The organism is Streptomyces sp. Xyl84 (genome assembly GCF_059731885.1).
In genome coordinates, this window is sequence record NZ_AP029182.1 from 6,855,998 (window position 1) to 6,879,214 (window position 23,217).

General features: G+C 73.2%; 23 protein-coding genes and 1 tRNA gene. 12 read left to right on the forward strand and 12 right to left on the reverse strand.

Translation table 11 applies throughout. The features are described from left to right. Positions 1–25: 25 nt before the first annotated feature. Complete coding sequence (locus AC6I72_RS29875) at positions 26–877, reverse strand: LysR family transcriptional regulator (RefSeq protein WP_498004244.1); 852 nt, start codon at positions 875–877, stop codon at positions 26–28. A gap of 134 nt (positions 878–1,011) precedes the next feature. On the opposite strand from AC6I72_RS29875, the gene AC6I72_RS29880 reads away from it, so the two are divergent. Further along, positions 1,012–1,578 (forward strand): cupin domain-containing protein, encoded by a 567-nt coding sequence (locus AC6I72_RS29880; RefSeq protein ID WP_498004856.1) that lies wholly within the window; start codon positions 1,012–1,014, stop codon positions 1,576–1,578. Positions 1,579–1,639: 61 nt separating this feature from the next. Beyond that, positions 1,640–2,002 (forward strand): DoxX family protein, encoded by a 363-nt coding sequence (locus tag AC6I72_RS29885; RefSeq protein WP_498004245.1) that lies wholly within the window; start codon positions 1,640–1,642, stop codon positions 2,000–2,002. A gap of 5 nt (positions 2,003–2,007) precedes the next feature. On the opposite strand, the gene AC6I72_RS29890 is transcribed toward AC6I72_RS29885, so the two are convergent. Next, complete coding sequence (locus AC6I72_RS29890) at positions 2,008–2,418, reverse strand: VOC family protein (protein ID WP_498004246.1); 411 nt, start codon at positions 2,416–2,418, stop codon at positions 2,008–2,010. 176 nt (positions 2,419–2,594) lie between these two features. Between AC6I72_RS29890 and AC6I72_RS29895 the strand changes: the two genes are divergently transcribed. Continuing rightward, positions 2,595–3,842 (forward strand): helix-turn-helix transcriptional regulator, encoded by a 1,248-nt coding sequence (locus tag AC6I72_RS29895; RefSeq protein ID WP_498004247.1) that lies wholly within the window; start codon positions 2,595–2,597, stop codon positions 3,840–3,842. A 91-nt stretch (positions 3,843–3,933) separates the two neighbouring features. Here the strand turns inward: AC6I72_RS29895 and AC6I72_RS29900 are convergent, their stop codons facing one another. After that, positions 3,934–6,525: a helix-turn-helix transcriptional regulator gene (locus tag AC6I72_RS29900; protein WP_498004248.1), complete on the reverse strand. Its 2,592-nt coding sequence runs from the start codon at positions 6,523–6,525 to the stop codon at positions 3,934–3,936. 365 nt (positions 6,526–6,890) lie between these two features. Between AC6I72_RS29900 and AC6I72_RS29905 the strand changes: the two genes are divergently transcribed. Beyond that, a complete protein-coding gene (locus tag AC6I72_RS29905; protein WP_498004249.1) occupies positions 6,891–7,355 on the forward strand; it encodes a hypothetical protein in 465 nt (154 codons plus the stop codon). Positions 7,356–7,419: 64 nt separating this feature from the next. Here the strand turns inward: AC6I72_RS29905 and AC6I72_RS29910 are convergent, their stop codons facing one another. After that, entirely contained in the window at positions 7,420–7,851 is a 432-nt protein-coding gene (locus tag AC6I72_RS29910) for a hypothetical protein (protein ID WP_498004250.1), read from the reverse strand. Positions 7,852–8,220: 369 nt separating this feature from the next. Between AC6I72_RS29910 and AC6I72_RS29915 the strand changes: the two genes are divergently transcribed. Further along, positions 8,221–8,490: a hypothetical protein gene (locus AC6I72_RS29915; protein WP_498004251.1), complete on the forward strand. Its 270-nt coding sequence runs from the start codon at positions 8,221–8,223 to the stop codon at positions 8,488–8,490. A 57-nt stretch (positions 8,491–8,547) separates the two neighbouring features. On the opposite strand, the gene AC6I72_RS29920 is transcribed toward AC6I72_RS29915, so the two are convergent. Further along, positions 8,548–8,621, reverse strand: a tRNA-Met gene (locus AC6I72_RS29920). Positions 8,622–8,696: 75 nt separating this feature from the next. Then, the gene (locus AC6I72_RS29925) at positions 8,697–10,010 is read right to left on the reverse strand and encodes a phosphatase PAP2 family protein (RefSeq protein ID WP_498004857.1); all 1,314 of its coding nucleotides are present in this window, start codon (positions 10,008–10,010) and stop codon (positions 8,697–8,699) included. A 411-nt stretch (positions 10,011–10,421) separates the two neighbouring features. Between AC6I72_RS29925 and AC6I72_RS29930 the strand changes: the two genes are divergently transcribed. Beyond that, positions 10,422–10,649: a DUF5133 domain-containing protein gene (locus AC6I72_RS29930; protein WP_366727324.1), complete on the forward strand. Its 228-nt coding sequence runs from the start codon at positions 10,422–10,424 to the stop codon at positions 10,647–10,649. A gap of 105 nt (positions 10,650–10,754) precedes the next feature. On the opposite strand, the gene AC6I72_RS29935 is transcribed toward AC6I72_RS29930, so the two are convergent. Beyond that, positions 10,755–11,783 (reverse strand): amidohydrolase family protein, encoded by a 1,029-nt coding sequence (locus AC6I72_RS29935; RefSeq protein ID WP_498004252.1) that lies wholly within the window; start codon positions 11,781–11,783, stop codon positions 10,755–10,757. 178 nt (positions 11,784–11,961) lie between these two features. Here AC6I72_RS29935 and AC6I72_RS29940 point away from each other — a divergent pair, with 178 nt between their 5' ends. Beyond that, a complete protein-coding gene (locus tag AC6I72_RS29940) occupies positions 11,962–12,966 on the forward strand; it encodes an Lrp/AsnC family transcriptional regulator (RefSeq protein WP_498004253.1) in 1,005 nt (334 codons plus the stop codon). A gap of 322 nt (positions 12,967–13,288) precedes the next feature. Here AC6I72_RS29940 and AC6I72_RS29945 read toward each other — a convergent pair whose 3' ends face one another. Beyond that, on the reverse strand, positions 13,289–13,873 hold the full coding sequence (locus AC6I72_RS29945; RefSeq protein ID WP_498004254.1) for a helix-turn-helix domain-containing protein: 585 nt from the start codon (positions 13,871–13,873) through the stop codon (positions 13,289–13,291). Between the two features lie 116 nt (positions 13,874–13,989). On the opposite strand from AC6I72_RS29945, the gene AC6I72_RS29950 reads away from it, so the two are divergent. Both AC6I72_RS29950 and AC6I72_RS29955 read left to right on the forward strand, forming a co-directional pair. Continuing rightward, complete coding sequence (locus AC6I72_RS29950; protein WP_498004255.1) at positions 13,990–14,826, forward strand: EamA family transporter; 837 nt, start codon at positions 13,990–13,992, stop codon at positions 14,824–14,826. 60 nt (positions 14,827–14,886) lie between these two features. Then, positions 14,887–15,552, forward strand: a complete 666-nt coding sequence (locus AC6I72_RS29955) for an FMN-binding negative transcriptional regulator (protein WP_498004256.1) — start codon at positions 14,887–14,889, stop codon at positions 15,550–15,552. 127 nt (positions 15,553–15,679) lie between these two features. Here AC6I72_RS29955 and AC6I72_RS29960 read toward each other — a convergent pair whose 3' ends face one another. Both AC6I72_RS29960 and AC6I72_RS29965 read right to left on the reverse strand, forming a co-directional pair. Further along, the gene (locus tag AC6I72_RS29960) at positions 15,680–16,333 is read right to left on the reverse strand and encodes a TOPRIM nucleotidyl transferase/hydrolase domain-containing protein (protein WP_498004257.1); all 654 of its coding nucleotides are present in this window, start codon (positions 16,331–16,333) and stop codon (positions 15,680–15,682) included. Positions 16,334–16,400: 67 nt separating this feature from the next. Then, positions 16,401–17,285 (reverse strand): winged helix-turn-helix transcriptional regulator, encoded by an 885-nt coding sequence (locus AC6I72_RS29965; RefSeq protein ID WP_498004258.1) that lies wholly within the window; start codon positions 17,283–17,285, stop codon positions 16,401–16,403. A 56-nt stretch (positions 17,286–17,341) separates the two neighbouring features. Between AC6I72_RS29965 and AC6I72_RS29970 the strand changes: the two genes are divergently transcribed. Beyond that, positions 17,342–18,601 carry an MFS transporter gene (locus AC6I72_RS29970; protein WP_498004259.1) on the forward strand — a complete coding sequence of 420 codons (1,260 nt, stop codon included), beginning with the start codon at positions 17,342–17,344 and terminating at the stop codon, positions 18,599–18,601. Between the two features lie 107 nt (positions 18,602–18,708). On the opposite strand, the gene AC6I72_RS29975 is transcribed toward AC6I72_RS29970, so the two are convergent. After that, entirely contained in the window at positions 18,709–19,626 is a 918-nt protein-coding gene (locus AC6I72_RS29975; RefSeq protein WP_498004260.1) for a helix-turn-helix transcriptional regulator, read from the reverse strand. Between the two features lie 135 nt (positions 19,627–19,761). On the opposite strand from AC6I72_RS29975, the gene AC6I72_RS29980 reads away from it, so the two are divergent. Both AC6I72_RS29980 and AC6I72_RS29985 read left to right on the forward strand, forming a co-directional pair. Next, positions 19,762–20,385: a UbiX family flavin prenyltransferase gene (locus tag AC6I72_RS29980; RefSeq protein ID WP_498004261.1), complete on the forward strand. Its 624-nt coding sequence runs from the start codon at positions 19,762–19,764 to the stop codon at positions 20,383–20,385. 132 nt (positions 20,386–20,517) lie between these two features. Beyond that, positions 20,518–22,077 (forward strand): UbiD family decarboxylase, encoded by a 1,560-nt coding sequence (locus tag AC6I72_RS29985; protein WP_498004262.1) that lies wholly within the window; start codon positions 20,518–20,520, stop codon positions 22,075–22,077. A 58-nt stretch (positions 22,078–22,135) separates the two neighbouring features. Here AC6I72_RS29985 and AC6I72_RS29990 read toward each other — a convergent pair whose 3' ends face one another. Continuing rightward, positions 22,136–23,185 (reverse strand): aldo/keto reductase, encoded by a 1,050-nt coding sequence (locus tag AC6I72_RS29990; RefSeq protein WP_498004263.1) that lies wholly within the window; start codon positions 23,183–23,185, stop codon positions 22,136–22,138. Between the last annotated feature and the right edge of the window lie 32 nt (positions 23,186–23,217).

The window sequence follows — 23,217 nt, forward strand, 5'->3', positions numbered from 1 at the left end:
GCGGGCGGTCCTCGCGGCGCGTCGCTCAGCGCCGGTAGGCGGCCACCGCGAGCCGTACGAACGACCGGATCAACGGGTTGGTGTCCCTCTCGTTCCACGCGACCACCGCGGGGTTCGGCGGTACTCCGGTCAGCGGCACGACGGTCAGCCCCTCCGGCACCTCGTGGTCCACGAGGGTCATGCCCACCGTGCCGTTCCACAGGACCGCCTGCCGGCACTCGTGGACGGTCCGCACCACCGGACCCGAGCGGCGCCCGCCTCCGCTCCAGTACTCCTGCCAGAGCGGATCGGTGCCCTCCGGGAACAGGAACCAGCGGCGGCCGGCCAGTTCGTCCGGGTCCAGGCTGACGCGGCCGGCCAGCGGATCATCGGCGCGCAGCAGCGCGCCCACCGGATCGGTGCGCAACGCCCGCACCTCCAGGCCGGTTCCGTCGAACGGCCCGCGGGTCAGGGCGACGTCGACCAGCCCGGCGTGCAGTCCGCAGGTGGGGTCGGTCAGATCGGTGTCCCGGACGCGGACCTCGACGTGCGGGTGCCGCCGGCGGTAGGCGTCGGCCAGCCGCGCCGCCGCGGGGTCGCCGCTGTCCCCGAGGATGCCGATCGTGATGGTGGCGGCGCCCGCGGCGGCGGCCACGCGGACGCCGGCCCGGTCGGCCCGGTCCAGCAGGGCCCGTGCCTCCTCCAGCAGGACCGTCCCGACCGCGGTGAGCGTGACACCGGCGGACGACCGGACGAACAGCGGGGCGCCCACCTCGGCCTCCAGACGTCTGATCGCCCGGCTCAGCGGAGGCTGGCTCATGTGCAGCCGGGCGGCGGCCCGCCCGAAGTGGAGTTCCTCGGCGACCGCCACGAAATAGCGCAGCGTGCGTAGCTCCATGCTGCAACGATACCCAGACGGTATCGAGGCGCCGGAACGGGTCTTGGACAGGTGCGGCGCCCCGGCAGTGGAATCGGGACATGAACCACGAACCCGCCACCGGCGACGCGACCGCCGAACCGGCCACCGGTGACATGACCGCCGAACCCGCCGATCACATGACCGCCGGACCGTCCGGCGCCGACCCCGCCGTGTCGGTGGTCGGACCGGACGACGGTGAGACGATCCTGCTCGGCACCACACGCCTGCGGATCCTCGAGGACGGCAGCAGTACCGGGCACCGCCTCGGCATCGCCGAGTCCGTCCTCGCGCCGCACACGCCCGGCCCCCCGCAGCACCGCCACGCCCAGCACGACGAAGGGTTCTACGTCATCTCCGGCACGGTGCGGTTCACCGTCGGGGAGAAAGAGTACGACGCCACCGCGGGCACCCTCGTGATGGTGCCGCCCGGAGCCCCGCACACCTTCGCCAACACCACCGGCCGGCCTGCCGTCATGCTCAGCACCTTCACGCCGGACCTGTACGTGCAGTACTTCCGGGACCTGCGGGACATGCTCGCCGGCGGTGCCGCACCGACCCCGCAGGCGAGCATCCGGACGATGAGCCGCTACGCCACCGAGCCCGCCGTCGACTTCGCCCGGCGGCCACGGGAGCCCCACCGCCCGGCCGCCGGCGCCGACCCGCACGACGAACACCGCTGAAGGGGCTGCGCCTCCCGCGCCCTGAGTCCACCCGCAACCGACGGCAGCAACGAACGGGACGATGAACGCCGTATATGGGATCCTCGCCGGTCTGCTCGCGCTCTTCTACCTCTACGGAGGCGCACTGAAAGCGACCCGGAGTCGCGAGCAGCTCCGGCCGATGATGGCCTGGGTGGACAGCATGCCGATGCCCGTGGTCAGGGCCCTCGGACTGACCGAGATGCTCGGCGCGTTCGGGCTGGTCCTCCCCCCGCTGACCGGTGTCGCTCCATGGCTCGCGACGGTCGCCGCCGTCGGGTTCGTCGTCCTCCAGATCGGGGCGACCAGGGTGCACCTGAGCCGTGGCGACCGCCGCATCGCCCTGAACATCACGCTGCTGCTCACCGCCGCCGTGACCGTCTGGCCGGCGGCGGGGTGGCTCTGACGCCGCTACGCCCGCTGCCGCCGACCGAACTTCTCGACGGCGGCGGGGGTGACCGGCGTGAAGAAGTTGACGAGGTTGCCGTCCGGATCGCGGAACAGCAGGGACCGGTTCCCCCACGGCATGGTGGTGGGCCCGCCGACCACGTCACCGAGGAGGCCGTCGAGGTTCTCGTGGACCCGGTCGACGTCGTCCACCAGGAACTCGATGATCATGCTGTGGTTGTCGGCCGGACGGGCGGAGCCCGGCGCGAAGAGCGGGACGGTGCGGGTACTGGCGATGGCGAGGGTCGCACCGGGGGTGCGGACCTCCGCGAAGTCCTCGGTGGCCCAGACCGCCGTCGTGCCGGTCGCCTTCTCGTAGAAGCCGACGAGGCGTGCGACATCGCCGGTGATGACGCGGACCGAGACGAAGTCCATGGTGTTCTCCCTTGCTCGACCGGTGGATCCGTCCACCGGTGGCTCTGCTGATGCGCGGCCCCGCCGGCCGGCGGTCCCGGTGACGGGATGTTCCGGCGGCGGGGGTTCCGTTGCGTCTTCGAAGGTAGGACAAATAGAGGACAGAAACGGTCCAGTATTTTCGCTAGACTCGTCTCATGTCCCGACCCACCGGCCGCGTCCTCACTCTTCTGGAACTGCTGCAGTCGGGCGGCATCCGGACCATGGCCGAACTCGCCGACCGCCTCGGCGTCGACCCGCGCACCGTGCGCCGGTACGTGGACCACCTGGTCGACCTCGATGTGCCGGTCGAGGCGGTGCGCGGGCGCTACGGCGGCTACCGGCTCGCCCCCGGCCACCGGCTGCCCCCGCTCATGCTGAGCGACGACGAGGCGCTCGCCGTGCTGCTCGGCCTCGCTGCCGCACGCCGGTCCGGACCGGCGGCGACGGCGGCCACCGCAGGTGAGACGGCGGCGGCCAAGATCCGGCGGGTACTGCCCGAGCGCGTCGCCCGGCGGCTCGACACGGTGCTGGGGTCCCTCGCCTTCACGGCGCCGCCCGGCGAGTTCGCGGTACCCGACCCCTCGGTCCTGCTGACCCTGGCCGACGCGGTGCGCCACGGCCGGCCCGTCTCGGTCAAGTACACCGACCGCAAGGGCAGGCGCAGCGACCGCACGCTGCACCCCTACGGGCTCGTGGCCCACTCGGGCCGGTGGTACGTCACCGGCGCCGACCCCGGCATCGGCGAGGACCGTACCTTCCGGCTCGACGGCATCACCGACGCGCGGGCCCTGCCCGGCTCGTTCGAGGCCCCGGGCGGTCCCGGCCCGGCCCAGCGCGTCCTGACCGGGTTCGCGACCGCCGCGTACCGGCACGAGGTGACGCTGCGGATCCACGGGACGCCGGAGCAGATCCGTGCCCGTTTCCCGGCCGCCCTCGCCACCCTGGAGGAACTGGACGCCGCGCCGGACGCGGGCCTGACGCCGGAACCGGACCCGGTGCCGGACTCGGGCTCCGGTCCGGACCCGCTTCCGGAGCCGGACCCGGCCCCGGACGCCGCGCCGAACTCGGGCTCAGGACTGTCCTCGGTCTCCGAGCTGCCCTCGGGCTCCGGTCCGGACTCGCGCCCAAGGGTGTCCTCGGCCTCCAAGCCGGACTCGGCCTCCGGTCCGGACTCGGCTTCGGGGCCGCCCCCGGCCTCCGGGACCGGCTCGGCCCCCGAGCCGGCCGCCGCCCCCTCCGCCGCCCGGTGGTTCCGCGTCGGAATGCGGGTCGAGCGGCTCGACTGGCTGCCCGGCCTGCTGGCCTCGCTCGACCGGCCGTTCGTCATCGAACGCCCCGGCGAACTGCGCGATCTCGTGGCCGCGCTCGCCGACCGCCTGGCGCACCATGCCCGCCGGACCTGACCGGTGAGGCAGCGCCCTCCGGGTCCTTGCCGGGTGAGGCAGCGCCCTCCGGGTCCTTGTCGGGTGAGGCTGCGTGCTCCGGACCGCGCGTCTACCGGCGCTCGGAGTGATGGAGTTTGCGGGCGGCCTCGTGGCGGGTGTGCACACCGAGTTTGTTCAGCACCGCGCCCACGTGGTGCCCGGCCGTCTTGGGCGTGATGTAGAGGCGGGCGGCGATCTCGGCGTCCGACAGGCCCTCGTTCAGCAGCTTCAGTACGTCCAGCTCCCGGTTGGTCAGCCCGTACGGATTGGCGCGTGTGGCCGCTCGGGGGCCCCGCCGTACCGGGCGGACGCCTCGGGTCCGCATCAGGGCGCGGGTGTACGCGACGGCCGGCCGCGCCCCGAGGCCCTCGAAGGCGTCCAGGGCCTGGTGCAGCGCGCTCGCGTCCCCGGACAGACGCGCCAGCGCGGCGTCGTGCGGGCAGCCGAGCCGTTCCCAGTGTTCCGCGGCGCCCGCCCAGTCGCCGGCCAGTTCCAGCGCGTACGGTTCGGCCGCCGGAACCCGCGGGGGAGTACCCCCGGCGCGACGGATCCAGCAGGCCAGCGGCCCGGACAGCCAGGGGTGGCTGCGCTCCTCCAGCGCGGCCAGCCCGCGTCGCGCCTCCGCCTCCACCCGCTCCTGATCACCGGCGAGCCAGGCCGCCTCGACCCGGGCCTCCCAGCCCAGGCCCGTGTCCAGCAGACAGTCGGGGTCGACCAGGCCCGCCCCCTGCTCCAGCAGGGGCCACACCTGACCCTTGCCCTGGCGGGCCTGCACCAGCCCCAGCACGGTCAGCGCCAGGGCCCGGACGACCGGCGGTGAACCGGGATGCCGCAGGACCTTCTGCGCGGCGCCGGCGGCCTGGGGCCACAGGCCGCGGTTCAGCAGTCCCCAGCTGTCCCAGGCCTGCGTCCACAGCAGATAGGTCAGCAGGTCACGGTCGAGGCAGTAGGCCTCCGCCCGGCCCACGGCCGCGGTGGTCCGGGCGGCGTCGCGCCGCAGTGCGCTGAACCAGGCCATGACGACCGTCAAGAGGGCCGCGTCCACGGGCAGGTCCTGTGCGATGGCGCTCGCCACCGCCTGCTCGCAGTCCTCCCAGCCGTCCTCCTGGCACAGCAGCCGCGCCGCCGCGGTATGGAAACGCGCCTGGACGACCACGCCCGCGTCGCCGAAACGTTCACCGAGCGCGCTCGCCTTCTCGGCGTACGCGGCCACCACCGGCACCGGGGCGTGCCCGTAGCAGGCCAGCTGACACAGGTTCAGGTATGCCCAGGCCAGCTCCCGGCCGGGCCGCAGCCGATCGAGCACCCGCACCGCGTCCAGGCCGGTCCGCCCGGCCTCGGCGGTGCGCCCGGCCGGCCACAGCCAGGACGACAGCCAGCGGAGGTCGTCGCCCTCGCACAGCCGGTCGCCCAGCGCATGACGCAGCCGCACCGCCGCACGGCGGGACGCGATCCCGTCGTCCAGCCTGCCGGACAGCAGGCACGCCCGTGAATGGCCCTCCAGCAGGGCCGCCCGCCGGCCTGGCGGCAGGCGGTCGGCGTGGCGCAGGGAACGGGCGTACTGGGCGGCCGCCTCGCGGTGCGCGCCCAACGCGGCAGCGCGGGCGGCCGCCGCGGGGGCGTACTCCAGCACGGCCGCCGGAGCCCCTGCGGCCTCGGCGTGATCGGCCAGCAGAGCCAGGTCGTCCACGGCGACGGGACCTGAGCGCATGGCCGCCAGTACGTCCCGGTGCACGCGCAGCCGGCAGGCGGCGGGGACGGCCTCCAGCACCGCCCGCCGGGTCAGTTCATGGCGGAACTCGCTCACCTGCCCGTCGGTGCGGACGACCCCGCAGGCGACGGCCTCCTCCAGCGCCCTCTCAGCGTCCGGCAGGATGCCGGTCAGCAAGGGCAGCGAGACCCGGGAGCCCAGGACGGCCAGCACGTCGACCACCGTGCGCGTCGCGGCCGACAGGCCCGCCAGGCGTCCGGCGACGGCCTCACGCACCGTCGCCGGGATCGCCTCCGCCGGGGCGGCGAGGATCTCGGCGACGATGAACGGATTGCCCGCGGAGACCTGGTACAGCTCCTCGGCGTCGATGGCGTGTCCCGCGGCGAGCCGGGCCACGGCCCGCCGGCTCAGCGGGGCCAGGTCGTGGCGGTGTACCCACGGATAGCGGGCGAGAGTGCCGATGAGCGCGGTGAGATCGTGGGTGCGCCCGATCTCGTCGTCGCGGTAGGTGGCCACCACCAGCGCGGGAACCTCCGGCAGGCGCCGGGCCAGGTAACGCAGCAGGTCCATCGTCGCTTCGTCGGCCCAGTGGACGTCCTCCACGACCAGCAGACTGGGGCAGAGGCTCAGGTCGGCGAGGAGGCGGTCGAAGACCTCGTCGGCGCGGCAGGTGCCGGCCAGCGCACGGGTCAGTGCGGTGCGCACGGCCCGGCCCAGGCGGGGGGCGAAGTCCATCACGGGACCCAGCGCGCGGGGGGTGGCCAGCGGGTCGCAGGCCCCGGCCAGGACCCGGATGTGGGGCTCCGCCACCTGGGCCAGACGGTGCACGACGGAGGTCTTGCCGATGCCGGCTTCGCCGCGCACAAGGGCAACGCCCCCAGGACCGCTTACGGCCTCGTGCAGGTGACCGGTGAGGTCCTGGAGCACAGCCTCTCTCTCCAGTAGGTCCATCACCAGCCAGTTTCCCTCCGGGGCCCAGGCCGCGCAAAAGATCCAGACGGATCGGATCAGCCCGACCGGTGGGGTGGCGTCGTGGGATGCCGGGACGAAAGGTGGGGGATGGCGGGGTGGAACATGGGGAACTCGCCCGATGCGCCCCCCGGCTGCGGCGTGGAACGCTGTCGAGAGAGTTCCAGAACCCGGGTCTCCCGGTTCGCGGTCCGAAACCGGCCCGTGCAGAGCATGCCGACCTACCCCGCCTTCGAAATGCCTGCGGCAGTGGATTCAGCCCGGCAAGGAAAGGCGCCTCCGGCTGCCGTTGCCTTTCGGACTGTCCGCTTATCGGCAGGGATCCGCCCTCATCGGAAAGAATCGTCATGATCAAGCACATCGCAAAGCGTACGGCGCTGCTGACCGCATCCGCTGCCCTGGCCGCTGGAGGCGCGCTGGTGCCCTCCGCCGCCTTCGCCTCCCCGGAGCCCGCAGGCACCCACGCGACGGTGCCGTACGACAACGGCCACCACGGACACGGTAGGCAGAACAACAACAACAATAACAACAACAACGGCAGGGGTGCCAACAACAACAACAATAACAACAACAACGGCAGGGGAGCGAACAACAACAACAATAACAACAACGGCGGAGGAGGGAACAACAACAACAATAACAACAACAACGGCGGAGGAGGGAACAACAACAATAACAACAACAATAACGGTGGAGGCGGGAACAACAACAACAATAATAATAACAACAACGGCGGAGGAGGGAACAACAACAATAACAACAACAATAACGGCGGAGGAGGGAATAACAACAACAATAACAACAACGGCTGAACTTCAGCAGTCCGGCTGGGTGGGGTCACCCGGCCGGACTTGCATGCGTGCGGCACCGCCGAATTCACGACCCCGCGTTCTGATTGCAGTTGATGTTCTGCGTTCCGGTGAAGGTGTTGCCCTGGCCGACCTGCCCCATCGGGTAGCAGACCTGAATGATTGACGTGGTACCCAGGATCGAGAGGAGCCCGCCTCCCTTGTCCTGGGCGGTACCGACATTGTTGTTATTGTTGTTGTTCACCTCGCCGGTGCCGTTGTTGTTATTGTTGTTGTTCACGCCCCCGTTGTTGTTGTTATTGTTGTTGTTGTCTCGCGCGGCGGTGCAGCTGCCCCCCAGTCCGACCTGTTCCAGCGGGAAACAGGCGTCGAGGAGTGACCTGGCGCCCACGAGCGAGAGGATTCCTCCGTCATCCTGCGCCTGAGCGCCCCCGCTGCTGAAAAGCACCGCTGCCGCCGCAGCGACACTGATTGTGGCAATCCGCTTGTTGAGCCTCACTCGACCGACCTTTCGTCGTCCTGACGCCGAATTCCGAGTTGCAGTGGTCAGGATGGCGACGGAAGGCGTGGGACGATCACAAGGCACGCTGCGGTCCGCTTCTTTTCCCCCGTACAGCCGCTCCGTCGGCGCCCTGGCGGCTGCCAGGTTTCCGGGCTCAGACGGTTGGGAGGCGGCGTGTGCGGCCCGGATGCGTCGTGTCCCGGCCGGCACGCCCGGGACACGCGGCACCCGCGTCGCCTCATGTGCCGCCCCCCGGCGTCCCGTTCACCTCTGGACGCGCCGATCACGGCCGGTTCGCGTTCTTGCCGCCCCGTCAGGGGTGCCGTCACCGTCGACATGTCCGCTTGTCGATGGAAGGGATTCCACTTGACCGCACCCGCCGCCCCGGGTCCGCAGAACCGCCTCGACGAATGGCAGGGCCAGATCCTTCTGGGCCTTGCCCGGCTGATACAGAACATGCTGGCCGGCCGACGCAAGCGGCTGGACGTCGCCCTGCGCAACTGGGCCATGCGCGGCGCCCACGCACACGGCGTCGACCCGCGCGTGATCACCCGGGCGGTCGGGCTGAGCGACGCACAGGTGCGGAAGGCGCTGGGCGGCGGAAAGCCTGGCGGCGAGCAGAAGCACGGCGAGTAGCAAAGGCGAGCACAAAAACAGTGAAGGCCCGGCGGAAACCGGGCCTTCACTTTCTCGTAGCGGGGACAGGATTTGAACCTGCGACCTCTGGGTTATGAGCCCAGCGAGCTACCGAGCTGCTCCACCCCGCGTCGACACCGTGAACTCTACGGCATCGGCCCGCCCAGGGCGAACCGGGTCCGGTTCACGGTCCGGGACGCCCCGGTTCAGGCCGGTTCGGGCTGCGGTTCGGCGGGGGAGTCGGTGGAGTCGTGCTGGGCCGAGCGCGGTCCCGGGAGCGGAGCCGACACCGGCTGCGCGTCCCACCGCTTGGTGGTCCGCACGTAGAAGAAGATCACCGAGCCCATCGCCACGACGAGGAGCGGTCCGAACAGCCACGGGAGGTCGGCCATCTGCCGAGGGAGCCAGCGGTACGCCACCAGGAGCGCGGCGAAGACCGTGGCGCCGTAGGCGACGAACCGGACGCCCGAGCGGTCCCACCCGCGCGCGAAAGCGCGCATCGCCGCCTCGACCGTGAGCGCGAACACCACCCCGGCGACCAGGTCCGAGCCGTAGTGGTAGCCGAAACCCAGCGTCGCGGTGAGGGTGGCGACCAGCCAGAACGCGCCCGCGAAGCGCATCGCCCGCGAGCCCTTGCGGGAATGGATGAAGAGCGTCATCGCCCAGGCCGTGTGCAGGCTGGGCATGCAGTTGCGCGGGGTGATCTCGTCGAACGGGATCGCGTGCGGGACACCGATCGGCGGCATGGTGTGGGGCCACAGGTCGGCCGTCGCCCAGTGACCGCCGTCGGCGCCGTAGGCGAAGACCGGTCCGACGACCGGGAAGATCATGTAGACGGCCGGCCCCAGCAGGCCGATGACCAGGAAGGTCCGCACCAGGTGATGGGCCGGGAAGCGGCGCTCGGCGGCCACGTGACGCAGCTGGTACAGCCCCACGAGGGCCGCCGCCAGCGGGAGCTGGCCGTACACGAGGTGGAGACCGTGGGAGCCGATCGGCCCGCTGGCCTCGACGAGCCGCCCCACCAGCCACGACGGGTTGCCCAGCGCGTGGTCGGCGGTCGCCACGTACTGGTCGAGCACCTGCGGGCGGGTCTTCGACGTGATCAGCAGCCAGGTGTCGCCGGTCTTGTGGCCGGCGACCAGCAGCAGGGCCAGCCCGACGCCCTTCAGCAGCAGCGCGCGCTCCTGGCCGGTACGGCGGGTGACGGCGAGGACCGCGCAGCCGAGCACCACCCACAGGGCGCCGTTGCCGAAGCTCAGCTGGGCTCCCGCCAGCCACCGCACCAGGAGGAAGACCAGGTCGACACCGATCGCCGCGCAGGCCGCGATGAGCCGCTGCCGCCAGGTGAGCACCACCATGAGCAGCGCCAGGCCGGCGTACAGCAGCGGGCCGGAACTGGGAGCGAAGATCACCTCCCGTGCCTGGTTGGTGAGGGGGCCCGGCAGGCCGTAGTGGCGCGCGGCCAACTCCAGTGCCACGAGGAACCCGAGGACCACCACACCCGCCGCGGCCCACAGCAGCACCCGGGGCTGACGCCACGCCGCGGACGCGGTCCCACCGTTCGTCCGCGGGGATATTCGTGTCGATATGTTCTTCAATTGTTTGGCCCATTTGGTAGACGGTGGACAAAGGTCTCGCTCATCGTGCTGCTCGGTACGCTTCTCCGGTGAAGAACGGGCGATCGGGGCGATCGTCGCGAGTTCGAACATGCTAACGGCAGGTGCGCGCCGGGTCCGCCGGTCCCGGAGAGGGCGAGGGTCCGCCGGCCACGGAGGGTGCGGGGCGGTGCGCTCCCGCCCCCGGCACCGGTCCGGTGAGGGCGGAGGACGGCCGTGAAGACGGGGGAGACGGAGGGGAATGGGGTCCCGGGGGCCGGGGCACACGGGTCGTCGTATCACCCCTGTGGACTACCGCGACGAGGGAGACTCCCGATGCTCATGGCACACCCCACCGTGCTCAGGAACCTGATCGAGCAGTACGACACGCTGCGGATCCTGCACGCCGAGGACGGCAGCCCGGAGGTGCGCCGGCGGATGGAGGACATCGCCTACACGCTGTGCGTCTCCACCGGGACCCGGGACATCGACGCGGCCCTCATCGCGGCCCGCCACCAGCTTCCCGGCGCCCGCCCGCAGGACGACTCCCTGGTGTCCGCGTAAGGCCGGCGTCGTCAGGCCGTCCGCCTGGGCGGGCCGGAACGGGACGGGGGGCCGGGCCGCGCGGCCACCCGCAGGGGCCGTCCGCCCCCTGGGGCGGCGTCCACGTCACCTCTGCGGTGTGCCCGCCCCCTGGGCGCCGGACACCGAGGGAGCCGGCGTGAGGCCGTAGAGCTTCTCGGCGTTGCCGTGAGCGATCTTGGCCCGGTCCTCCTGGGGCAGCGTGTCCAGGAAGCCGGCGACCGCGGCGGCGTCGATCCGGTGGAACGGGTAGTCCCCGGACAGCAGGACGCGGTCCGCGCTCGTGTGCTCCAGTGCGTGGCGCAGCAGCCGCGGGCTCAGCATGCCGCTGGTCGCGACGTGGATGTTCGTCGTGAAGTACTCGGCGACCCGCCGGCGCAGACCGGGCGCGAGGCCGGAGAGCCGGTCGGCCCTGTCGAGCCAGAACAGGAGCAGTTCGCCCCAGTGCCCGAGGACCACCTGCAGGTCCGGGTGGCGGTCGAACGTGCCGCGCAGGATGAGCCGGAGCGCCGCCAGTCCGGCCTCGATGTGCCACCCCCAGCCGAAGGTGGCCAGGCCCAGGCTCAGGTCCGGGTCGAAGCCGCCGTACGACGCCTCGCGGACCGCGTCCGGGGGGATCTGCGGGTGGAGGAAGACCGGCCGGCGCAGCGCGGCGGCGGTGGCGAGCACCTCGTCGTAGGCCGGGTCGTCCAACGGGCGGTCGCCGCAGCGGCCGTAGGACATGATCCCCACGTGGCCGGGCAGGTCCGCGGTGCGCCGCAGCTCCGCCAGCGCCGCGTCCGGATCCGACATCGGCAGGGTCGTCATCGCCCTCAGCCGGTCCGGGTGGCGCCGGACGGCCTCGCCGGCGCGGTCGTTGGCGGCGCGGCTCAGCGCCACCGCCTCGCGGGCCGGGAGGCCGTGGGTGCCCGGAGGGGCGAGCGCGAGGACCTGGACGTCGACGCCGGCCGCGTCCATCGCCTCCACGCGTCCGGCGCCGATGTCGAGCAGACGTGCCGGGACGTCCCCCCGGTCGTTCAGCGCCACGCTCTCGTCCCGTGCTCCCGCGGGTCGCTCGCGCAGTGCCCGGTCGAGTTCGGGGGTGGTCCAGTGTTCTTCGATGGTGATGACTCTCATGGCACTCCTGCACACCGTTGAGGGCGGTCACGACCGTCGCGTCGTGCCGCTGTCCGTCGTACGGGCGCAAGCCTCGGCCAGGCGCGGCGCGTGACGGCCCGGAAACGGCGCGTTCTGTAGTCTTGCCGTCATGACGCAGGCCGGAATCGCGGAATCCGTCACTCTGGAGCCGGAAGACGTGCGAATCCTTCGTGCGCTCCAGGTCGATCCCCGTGTTCCGTTCGCGACCGTCGCGACGGTTCTGGGGCTGTCCGAACCGGCCGTCGCCCGCCGCTACCGCCGCATGCGGCGCGCCGGGGTGGTCCGGGTCGTCGGCGTGATCGACCCGGGAGCGCTCGGGCAGAGCCGGTGGATGGTGCGCCTGCGCTGCCGGCCCGGCAGCGCCACCGCCATCGCCGAAGCGCTCGCGCGGCGCGACGACATCGGCTGGGTCGCCCTGGGCGCCGCCGGATCCGAGATCACCTGCGCGGTGCGCTCGCGGTCGCGGGAGCAGCGCGACGATCTCCTCGGCCGCCGGCTCCCCCGTACCGCCGCCGTGCTCGACCTCCAGGCGTCGGTGGTCCTGCGTCAGTTCATGGGCGGGCGGGGGCACTACTGGGCCGCGCTCGCCGGGACGCTGACCCCCGGGGAGGAGGCGGCCCTCGGGGGCGGCGGCACACCGTTCACCGAACAGCCGGTGGTGCGTGACCTGTCCGCGCGGCCGAGCGCCGAGGACGAGAAACTGCTCGCGGCCCTCGCCGCCGACGGGCGGGCCACTCTCGTCGACCTCGCGGCCGCGGCCGGTCTCACCCCGGGCCGCGTGTCCCGGCGTCTGCAGGCGCTGCTCGCCGCCGGAGTGGCCTACATCGATGTGGAGATCGCGCCGCAGGCGCTGGGGTTCCGGGCCCGGGCGAACCTGTGGATGCGGGTCCACCCGGCCAGGATCAAGGACGTCGGACGGGCGATGGCGCGGATGCCCGAGGTGGCGTTCGCCGCGGCGCTGTCCGGACCGCACAACCTCCAGGCCGCCGTCCACTGCCACGACCTCGACGCTCTCTTCGAGTTCACCAGCGACCGTGTCGGAACCCTCCACGGCGTCGAGGCCCTGGAGATCAGCCCGGTCTTCCGTCAGGTCAAGCAGGCCGGAACCCGGGTGGACGGCGACCGGCTGAGCGAGCCGCCGAGCGACCGCGGCCCCCGCTGAGACGGCGGGCCGCGCACCGGCGGACGGCCCGGGCGGGCGCGCCCGACTCCGTACGGCCGAGGTGGACGACGTCCGTGCCGCCCTCGCCCCGCCGGGCGGACAGGCGGCGGCAGCCCCCGGCGGCCACCACCGGCGTGAACGGCCGGACCGTTCCCTCTGCCTGGCCGCCGTCGTCCGCGTGCCCGGTCACCCCTGTCGCTCTGCCCGGCAGCCGAGGTGCGCGCGTACGCCACTGCGGTGCCTGTGTCTGTCCTGTGTCTGGCCGCCGTGTCCGCGTGGCCGGCCGCCCGAGCCCCGGGCGCCGTCCTCCCGGCGGCGGGCGTCAGGCCGCGGCGCCGGGGCCCGGCGGCAGGTGCACCGTCATGATCAGACAGCAGGTCCCGGTGCCCGCACCGCGGTAGGTGTGGGACGTGTCGCCGTCGAAGGTGGCGGTCTGGCCCGCTTCCACGGTGTGCTCGGTGCCGTCGACGACCAGTGTCATCCGGCCGGACGTGACGCTGACGGTCTCCACGACACCGGCCTGGTGAGGGTGGCTGGGGTACTCCTCGCCCGGCTCCAGCCGCCAGCGCCAGACCTCGACCGGGGCGGGCCCCGAGGTGGTCAGCATGAGCCGTGCCTCGCCACCGTGCGGCCCGTTCCACAGCGGCGTGAGCGCGTCGGCGGCCACGACGCGTACGCGGGCCTCGGTCCGGCCCTCCAGCAGGGCCGAGACGGAGACGCCCAGGGTGTCGGCCAGCCTCACCAGCGTGGCGAAGTTCGGGTTCCCCTGCGCCTTCTCCAGGGCCACCAGAGCGCCCTTGCTGACCTGTGCGCGCCGGCCCAGCTCGTCCAGAGACAGCCCCGCGCGCGTACGGGCCGCACGGACGTTGTGGGCGAGCGTCCGCAGCGCCGCCTCGGTCTCCGCCATCCGGTCCTCTCCTCAGTCGGTTGATCACTGCAATGTACCGCTCGGTCGTTCAGTTGACACAGGACGGTCGGTTGGTTGTACGGTTTGGTCGTTCCATCGACAGCAAGGGATGTACCGTGATCGCACTGCTGCTGGCCCTGGGCAGCTCCCTCGCCTACGGATGCGCCGACTTCCTCGGCGGCCTCGGTGCCCGCAAGGCCCACGTCCTGCGGACCGTCATGGTCGCCGCCCCCGCCAGCCTCACGGTCGAACTGCTGCTGTGGCCCGTCCTCGGCGCCTCCTTCGAGCCCGGCGCCCTCGGCTGGGGGGCCGCCTCCGGCGTCGCCTCGGCCGCCGCGTTCGCCCTGCTCTACAAGACCCTGGCCATCGGCCCGATGAATGTGCTCTCGCCCGTCACCGCGCTGGTCTCGGCCGCGCTGCCCGTCGCCGTGGGACTGCTCCAGGGTGAACACCTCTCCGTTGCCGGACTGGTCGGACTGCCGCTCGCGCTCGCCGCGGTCGTGCTGGTCAGCGCCGGACACGGCACGAGTGCCGCACGGCCCGCCCGGACGGCGCTGCTGCTGGCGTTCGGGGCGGGTGGCGCCATCGCCCTCCAGCTGATCTGCCTGCACCAGGCGCCGTCCGGCAGCGGTGTGGCCCCGCTGGTCGTCGGAAGGGTGGTCTCCTCGGCCGTCACCCTGACCGCGGCCGGGATGCTGCGCCGCAGGCTGGGGCCGGAGAAACCCGCCTACGCGATTTCGGCGGCCGCGGGCGTGCTGGACTCGGTGGCGAACCTGCTGTTCCTGCTCGCGGCCCGCAGCGGGGACCTCACCGTCGTCGCCGTGATCACCGCTCTGTACCCGGCGGGCACGGTCCTGCTCGCCCGCGGCGTCCTCGCCGAACGCATCCACCGCGGCCAGCTCGTCGGCCTGGGAACGGCCGCCGTGGCCGTGAGCCTCCTCGCCCTCACCTGAACCCCCGCACCCCCCGACCCCGCGCCGATCGCGACCGCACCCCGCCGAGGGAGAAACCGCATGTTCATCCAGCCCTGGGACGCCGCCCTGGACGACGCCGAGTGGCAGACCTGGATCGCCGACGGCCACGACTTCGGCCAGCTCGCCGTCAACGGTCCGCCCGGCCGGCCACCCGTCGTCGTCCCGACCCACTTCACCACCGACGGGGACCACCTGCTGATCCACCTCGCCCGGCCGAACCCGGTCTGGGTGGCGATCGAGCACGATCCGGACGTCACCTTCACCGTCATCGGTGACTACGCCTTCGTCCCCGGCCCCTGGCGGGCCAAGCCCGGCACACCGCCCACCGAGGGCGTCCCCACCAGCTACTACGCCGCCGTCCAGTTCACCTGCCGCGCCCGCATCGTCGACGACCCCGAGGCCAAGGCCGCGCTGCTGCGCCACCAGACGGCGCACTTCCGGCCCGAGGGGGACCACGCGCCCGTCGAGGCGGGCCGCGCACCCTACGGCCGCCTGCTCTCCGGAATCCGCGGCCTGCGCCTGGAGGTCGGCGAGGTGCGGGCCAAGTTCAAGTACGACGACCACAAACCCGTCGAGCACCGCACCGCCGTCGCGGGCCGGCTCACCGAACGCGGCCAGGGTCTCGACGTACCCGCCGCCCGCAGGCAACTGCGCCGCCTGGACCGCGTGGGCCCCTGGAAGCCCCGACCGCCTGCCGGGACCTGACCGCTCCCCGGGTCTGGCCGTTTCTCCCGGGACCGTGCCGCCGGGGAACGGGGGCCGGCGCGACCCGGTGCGGGCCGGCGGGGCCGGGTATGTGCCGGTGGGGTCGAGCGGGGGCCCGTGGCCGGGCTCAGACGTGGGTGAGGAGGCGTTCCAGGGGCCGGGGCACGCGCCCCGGGGGCAGGTGCTCGACCAGGGCACGCGCGTAGAGGGCCTTGCGGCCGCTGTGCGTGCCCATGAACCGCCGCAGCTGGTGTTCCACGGGCCGTTCCCGCTGCGCGGGCTGCCCCCGGAAGGTACGGAAGGGCCGTTTCTCGCCCTGCGCCTCGATCACCCGCTGCACACCCTCGGCCCCGAGAGCGCGGATCAGCTCGTCCTCCAGGTCGGCGACGCACACGTGGAACCCGAGCGTCTCCAGCCCGGCGCGCCCGGGCGCGGGGGCGAGACCCACCCGCTCCAGATGGCGCCGGAAGTGCCGCTCCTCGCCGATGTCGCAGAGCCCGGCCAGCGGCAGGCCGAGTCCCGGAGGGCCGCACACGTCGAGGAAGCGCCCGATGTTGGTGGCGCCCCCGAGCGGAACCACCGCGACGCCCTCCGCACCCAGATCACGGCCGTACCGCGCGGCCAGCGCGTCGAGCGCCGACCGGTCACTGCTCCCCTCGACGAGCACGACCGTCCGCACGCCGGGTGCCAGCTCCCGCGCAGCCGCGGCTGCCGCGTCCGCCCCCGCTCCGCCGGCCGCCCATGCGACCGCCGCCAGACCGAACCGCCCCGACTCGTCCACGAGACCTCGCTTCCCGCCGCCATCCTGGCACCGCGGGGATCCCGTACGCACGCGAGTTTCCGGACCCTCACGCGCCCGTCAGCGAGTCGACCAACGCCAGGGCGTCGTCGACGGAACCCGCCGGGTCCTCGAGCGGGTACAGCACGCCGCGCACCGTGCGGGAGGCGTCGAGGACGAGGGTGAGCCGCTTGAGGCGGTCCACGCCCGCCGCGCGGAAGGTGGGCAGCCGCAGTGCCGCGGCCAGTTGCAGGTCGGCGTCGGACAGCAGCGGGAAGGCGATCCGCTCGTGCTCCGCGAAGGCGGCCAGTTGGTCGGGGCGCTGCGTGCTGACGCCGTGCACCCGCGCGTCGCGCCGCGCGAACTCCGCCATCCGGTCACGGTAGGTGCACGACTCCAGGGTGCAGCCGAGGGTGCCCGGGATGCGCTCCCAGCCCGGCGGGTAGTCGTGGCCGCCGGGCGCGTAGGCCCCCGGGAAGCAGTACAGGACCGTCCAGGCGTGGTCCGCGGAGACCGGGTCGGCCGGCACGCCGCCGGGACCGGCCAGTTCCAGTGGGGGGAGGGTGCGTCCGACCAGGGCGTGCACCCGCCGCGTCTCGGCGGAGCCGGCCGAGCTGGTGGCCGAGAGCGCGCCGTCGCCCAGGACATGGCGGGCGCCCCAGTCCTGGAGCGCGACCAGGACCGGGAGCAGGCCGCGCCCGGCCGGTGTCAGGTGGTACTCGTAGCGGGGCGGGTGCGGGCTGTAGAGGCGCTTCTCCAGCACTCCGTCCGCCACGAGGGTCTTCAGGCGCTCGGTCAGCACCTTGCGGCTGATGCCGAGCCCGTCCCGCAGCGCGTCGAACTGGTGCGTGCCGCCCGCGACATCGCGGATCAGCAGCAGCGTCCACGGGTCCCCGACCACCGCCAGTGCCTGCGCGATCGCGCAGTCCGGGTCGCCCAGCTCTGTGTATCGCATGATCCATGAGTATAGTCAGTTCCCAAAAGAGACTCACTCGATCACGGGGGGGCGGCATGACGACGGTGGCGCAGGGGCGGGAAGAGGAGCGGAAGCGGCCGGACGACGCGGCGCGCGCGGCGGTGTTCTGGCGGTACTGGGGCGCGTCCACGGTGAGCGGGATCGGCGACGCCGTCACCTCGGTGGCCCTGCCGCTGCTCGCGGTCCTGGTGCTGCACGCCTCGGCGTTCGAGGTCAGCCTCGTCACCGCCGCCTCGTTCGTGTCCTGGCTGCTGATCGGCCTGCCGGCCGGGGTCCTCGTGCACCGGCTGCCGCTGCGCGGGACGCAGGTGGCGATGGACCTAGTCCGCGCCGTCGCCGTGGCCTCGGTCCCGCTGGCTGCGGCGCTCGGCGTGCTGAGCCTGCCGCAGCTGATCGTGGTCGCCCTGGTGACCGGCCTGGCATCCGTCGTCTTCGACGTCGGCAACTCGACCTTCCTGCCCTCCCTGGTCGGCAAGGAGGAACTCACCGCCCGCAACAGCCTCACCTCCGGCACCCGGGCGGCCACCCAGCTCGGCGGCCCCTCCCTCGGCGGCCTGCTGGTCCAGGTGCTCGGCGCGGCGGCGTCGGTCGTGGTCGACGCGGTGAGCTACCTGCTGTCGGCCGCGCTCATGGCCACCCTGCCGCAGGTCGCGCACCCCGCACAGGAGGGACCACGCCGGGGCGTGGGCGAGATGATCCGCGAGGGCTGGCGCTACGTCGTCCGGCACCCCGTCATCGGCCCCTGCGCGGCGGACGCGACCGCCGTCAACTTCGTCTGCGGCGGCCTGATGGCGCTCACCCCGGTCTTCCTGGCCGGCACCCTGGAGGCGCCGCCCGCCCTGGTCGGCGCGCTCATCGCGACCGAGGGCCTGGGCACCCTGGTCGGCGCGGCCCTGACGCCCCGGATCGTGGCACGCCTCGGCAGCGGCCGGGCGCTGCGCCGGGCCGCGGTGGCCGCACCGTGCTTCGCGGCGCTGCTGCCGCTGGCCGGCCACTCCGCGGCACTCGGTCTGTTCGCCCTGGGCAACGCCGGCTTCGCCGGGTCCGTGGTGGTGACGAGCATCGTGACCCGCACCTACCGGCAGACCGCCACACCCCCTGAGCTGCTGCCGCGTGTGATGGCCACGGTCCGCTTCATCTCCTGGGGCGCGATCCCCCGCGGTGCCCTGACCGCGGGAGGCGCCGCCGCCCTGTGGGGCGAGCGCGTCTCCCTCGCGCTCATGGCCGTGCTCTGCACGGTCAGCCCGGCGGTCCTGCTGGCGAGCCCGGTCCGCCGCATGCGCGACCTCGCGTGACCGCGACCGCCGTGGCCAGGACCCCGTTGACCGCGACCGCCGTGGCCGTCACGACCGCTGTGGCGTGGTGCGCCGCGGCGGGGTGAGGCCCGTGACCGCCGCGGCGGTCACGGTGTAGGGGACCGTCGGCTCTCCGTGCGCGCACGCCTGCGGAAGCCGAGGGGCGTCTCCGAGGTGCGGTGGCGGAAGAAGCGGGTGAAGACCGTCGTGCTGGAGAAGCCGAGCCGGTCCGCGACCGCGGACGCCGGGAGCTGTGTGTGCAGCAGCAGTCTTTTGGCCTCCAGGACCAGCCGGTCGTCGATGAACGCCTTGGCCCCGCGCCCGACCGCGGCGTTCGTGGCGCGGGTCAGCGAGCGCACGCTGTAGCCGAGCCGGGCCGCGTACGCCTCGACCTGGTGGTCACGGGCGAAGTCCTGCTCGACCGCGTCACGGAAGCGGCGGAAGGCCGCGTCCCCGGCATGCCTGCGCTGCCCGCCCGGCAGGTTCGCCAGGCGCAGCACCAGGACCGACAGGAGATGCCGGACGACCGCGACGTGGACCTCCAGCGGCAGGTCACGCAGCCGGTGGTACTCGCTCTCCAGCAGCTCCAGCGTCCGTTCCAGGGGCTGCGCGGCCTGCGGCGCGGGGGACATCGGCAGCCTCCATGCCCTGCGGTCCAGATGCGCCCCGGCGACGGTGGCCGCGTCGAGGAAGCTCGCCTGGAACAGCACCACCGCCGTGTCCGGTACGTCCGCACCGCCCCGGCACCCGTCCGGGAACCGTACGAACTGGCCCGGCCGGATCCACAGCCAGCTCCCGGGCGCCACCGCGCAGTCGGTGGTGTCCACCACGCAGCGCAGCAGCCCCGAGCGCACGGTCGTCAGGAGATGGAACTCCAGGCGCACGGGCGCGTCGGCCGTCGCACCGAGCCGCCCGATGCGGGTCAGCAGCCCGGGCAGGTCGGTGACCTCCACGCCGGGAGGCCCGCCGGGGGTGGTGGGGAAGGGGAAGGCGACGGGTCCCGCATCCTGTCCGATTCTGCTCATCTCGTGCCCGAGTCTATCGCCGGCGACCGTGCGGAGATCCATAGCGTGAACGGTGGAACGACCGGGGAACGGGCGTGGCGCCGACCGCCTGCGGCCCACCCGGGCGACTGATTCTGCGCACCCGGCCACCGGGCCGTGCGCCGAGCGGAGGAGGACCGGCGGATGCGGCTGATCGTGGGGATGACCGGGGCGACCGGGGCCGTGCTCGGGGTGCGGCTGCTGGAACGGCTCGCCGCCGATCCCGGGATCGAGACCCACCTGGTGGTCAGCCGCTGGGCGCGCGCCACCATCGAGCTGGAGACGGGCCGCACGGTGAGTGAGGTGAGCGCGCTGGCCGACGTCACCCACCGCCCGGAGGACCAGGGCTCGCCGCTGTCCTCCGGTTCCTTCCGCACCGACGGCATGGTGATCGTGCCGTGCAGCATGAAGACTCTGGCGGGGATCCGCGCGGGGCACGCCGACGGACTCGTGGGCCGCGCGGCGGACGTCGTGCTCAAGGAGGGCGGACCGCTCGTCCTGGTCCCGCGCGAGACCCCGCTCAACGAGATCCACCTGGAGAACATGCTCGCGCTGGCGCGGATGGGCGTGCGCATCGTTCCCCCGATGCCCGCCTTCTACAACCATCCGCGCACCGTCGACGACCTCGTCGACCACCTGGTGGTACGCGTCCTCGACCAGCTCGGTGTCGAGACCCCCGCCCGCGGCCGCTGGACCGGCTTGCGCCCCGCCCGCGCCGAGCGCCCCGCGGGCACTCCTTGACGCGCCCCGGCCCCGTTCATGGGCCCGCCGCCCTCACAGGCCCCCTCCCCTGACCGGCCCAGCGCCCCACCCCCGACCCGTGCCCAACCCCTGACCGGCCCACATCCAGACGAACAGGAGCCCGCCCGCGCCATGACCACGCATTCCGACCCCCGCCCCGCCCCCCGCACCGGCCGTGACCTCGACCCTGCCCCCGGCCTCTCCCGGCGCCCCGTTCCCGACCCCGCGCTCGACTTCCGCGCGTTCGTCGCACGGCTGCTGGCCGACGGCGATGCGGTGGAGATCGGCAGGAGCGTCGATCCGCACCTCGAAGTGGGCGCCGTGACCCGGCGGGCGTACGAGACCGGCGCACCCGCCCCCTTGTTCACCTCCCTCACCGGCGCCGCCCCCGGCCACCGCGTCCTGGGCGCCCCGGCCGGACTGGGCGACCCCCGGTCGGGCACCGCCCACGCGCGGCTCGCCGCGCACGTCGGGCTGCCCCGCGACGCCAGTCCGCGCCGGATCGTGGAACACCTCGTCGCCGCCATGCACGCGGACCCCGTCGCACCGGTCGAGGTCGCCACCGGGCCCTGCAAGCAGAACGTCCGCACCGGTGACGACGTCGACCTGGAGCTCTTCCCCGTACCCCTGCTCCACCAGGAGGACGGCGGACGGTACTTCGGCACCTACGGCTTCCACGTGGTGCGCACCCCGGACGGCTCGTGGACGAGCTGGTCGGTGGCCCGCACCATGCTGCGCGACCGCAGGACCCTGGTCGGTCCCGCCATGCCGCAGCAACACGTCGGCATGATCCGCGAGGCGTGGCGCGAGAAGGGCCGGCACACGCCGTGGGCGATGGTCCTGGGCGCCCCGCCCGCGGCGCTCGCGGCCGCGGGGATGCCGCTCCCGGCGCACGTCGACGAGGACGGCTACGTCGGCGCGCTCACCGGCAGCCCGGTGGAGGTGGTCCGTACCGAGACGAACGGACTGTACGTGCCCGCCAACGCCGAGATCGTCCTGGAGGGTTACCTCAGCAGCGACGAGACCGCCCCCGAGGGGCCGATGGGGGAGTACCACGGGTACGCGTTCCCCGACGGCAAGGAGCAGCCGGTCTTCCACGTCGAGGCGGTCACCTACCGCGACGACCCGATCCTGCCGGTCTGCGCGGCCGGGGTTCCGCCGGAGGAGAACCACACGATCTGGGGCACCATGATCGCGGCCGCCGCCCTGAACGTGCTGCGCGCCGCCGGGCTGCCGGTCACCCTGGCGTGGTGCCCGTACGAGGCCGCCACCTGCTGGCTCGCCGTCTCCGTCGACCGCGCCCGGCGCGCGGAACTCGGCTGGGACCGGGCCGCGTTGATCCGTGCGATCGCCGACGTGCTGTTCGCCTCGCACGCCGGATGGCTGGTGCCCAAGGTGATCGTCGTCGACGACGACATCGACGTCACCGACATCGGCCAGGTCGTCTGGGCGCTCGCCACCCGCAGCCACCCGGACACCGGCCACCACACCTTCCCGCAGGCCCCCGGCATCCCCATGGTCCCCTACCTCACCCCCGAGGAGGTCCGCGCCGCCCGGGGCGGCAAGTCGGTCACGGACTGCCTGCTGCCGGACGGCTTCCGCGGCACCACCGCCTCCTTCCGCACGTCGTACCCCCGCGAACTGCAAGAGCACGTGCTGGAGAACTGGACGGGCTACGGCTACGACGCCTGACGTGCGGGGCCGTGCCGGGCCCGGCGGTGGCGGGACGAAGCGGGCGGACCCGTGCCGCTCACCGGGCGGCGGCAGGGCGGCGGCGTGCCGGGTCGGCCAGGACGGCCGCGTGGTAGCCCGTGTCCTCGGGGTTGAGGTCGGTGCCCGGCGCCACGATGCGGTCGACGCGGTCCAGCACGGCGGGGTCCAGGACGATGTCCGCCGCGCTCAGATGGTCGCGCAGGTGCGCGGCGGTACGGGGGCCGACGACCGCCGCGGTGACCGCGGGGTGCGTGGTGACGAACGCCAGCGCCAGCTGGATCAGCGTCAGGCCCGCCTCGTCGGCCGTACGGGCGAGTTCCGTGGCGGCGTCCAGCTTGGCCTGGTTGCCCGGCACGTCCAGGTCGTAGTGGGAGAGCGTGGTACGGAATGGCATGGTCCGGGTGCGGTGGCTGGACGGGCCGGCCGCGTCGCGGCGCCAGCGGCCGGAGAGCCACCCCCCGGCCAGCGGGCTCCAGGCCAGCACGCCCATCCGGTACGTCTCGCAGGTGGGCAGCACCTCGGCCTCCACACCCCGGGCCAGGAGGGAGTACGGCGGCTGCTCGCACACGAAGCGCTCGCGCCCGCGCCGCTCGGCGGTCCACTGCGCCTGGACGATCGCCGAGGGCGCGAACGTCGAGGACCCCGCGTAGCGGATCTTGCCCGCGCGGACGAGATCGGAGAGCGCGCCCAGGGTCTCGTCGACGTCGGTCGCCGGATCGGGCCGGTGCACCTGGTAGAGGTCGATGTGATCGGTGCCCAGCCGGCGCAGACTCTCCTCGCAGGCCTGCGTGATCCAGCGCCGCGAGGCGCCGCGCCGGCCGGGGCCGGGGCCCATCGGGCTGGACACCTTGGTCGCCAGGACGACCTCGTCGCGCCGTCCGGCGATCGCCTTCCCGACGATGACCTCGGACTCGCCGTCCGCGTACACGTCCGCCGTATCGATGATGTTGACGCCCGCGTCGAGCGCGGTGCGGATGATGCCGACCGAGTCGTCGTGATCGGGGTTCCCCCACTTCCCGAACATCATCGCGCCCAGGCAGAGCGAGCTGACCCGGACTCCTGTACTGCCCAGCGTGCGGTATCGCATGACGTGGGTGCCCCTTGTCGTGGTCGCGGCGG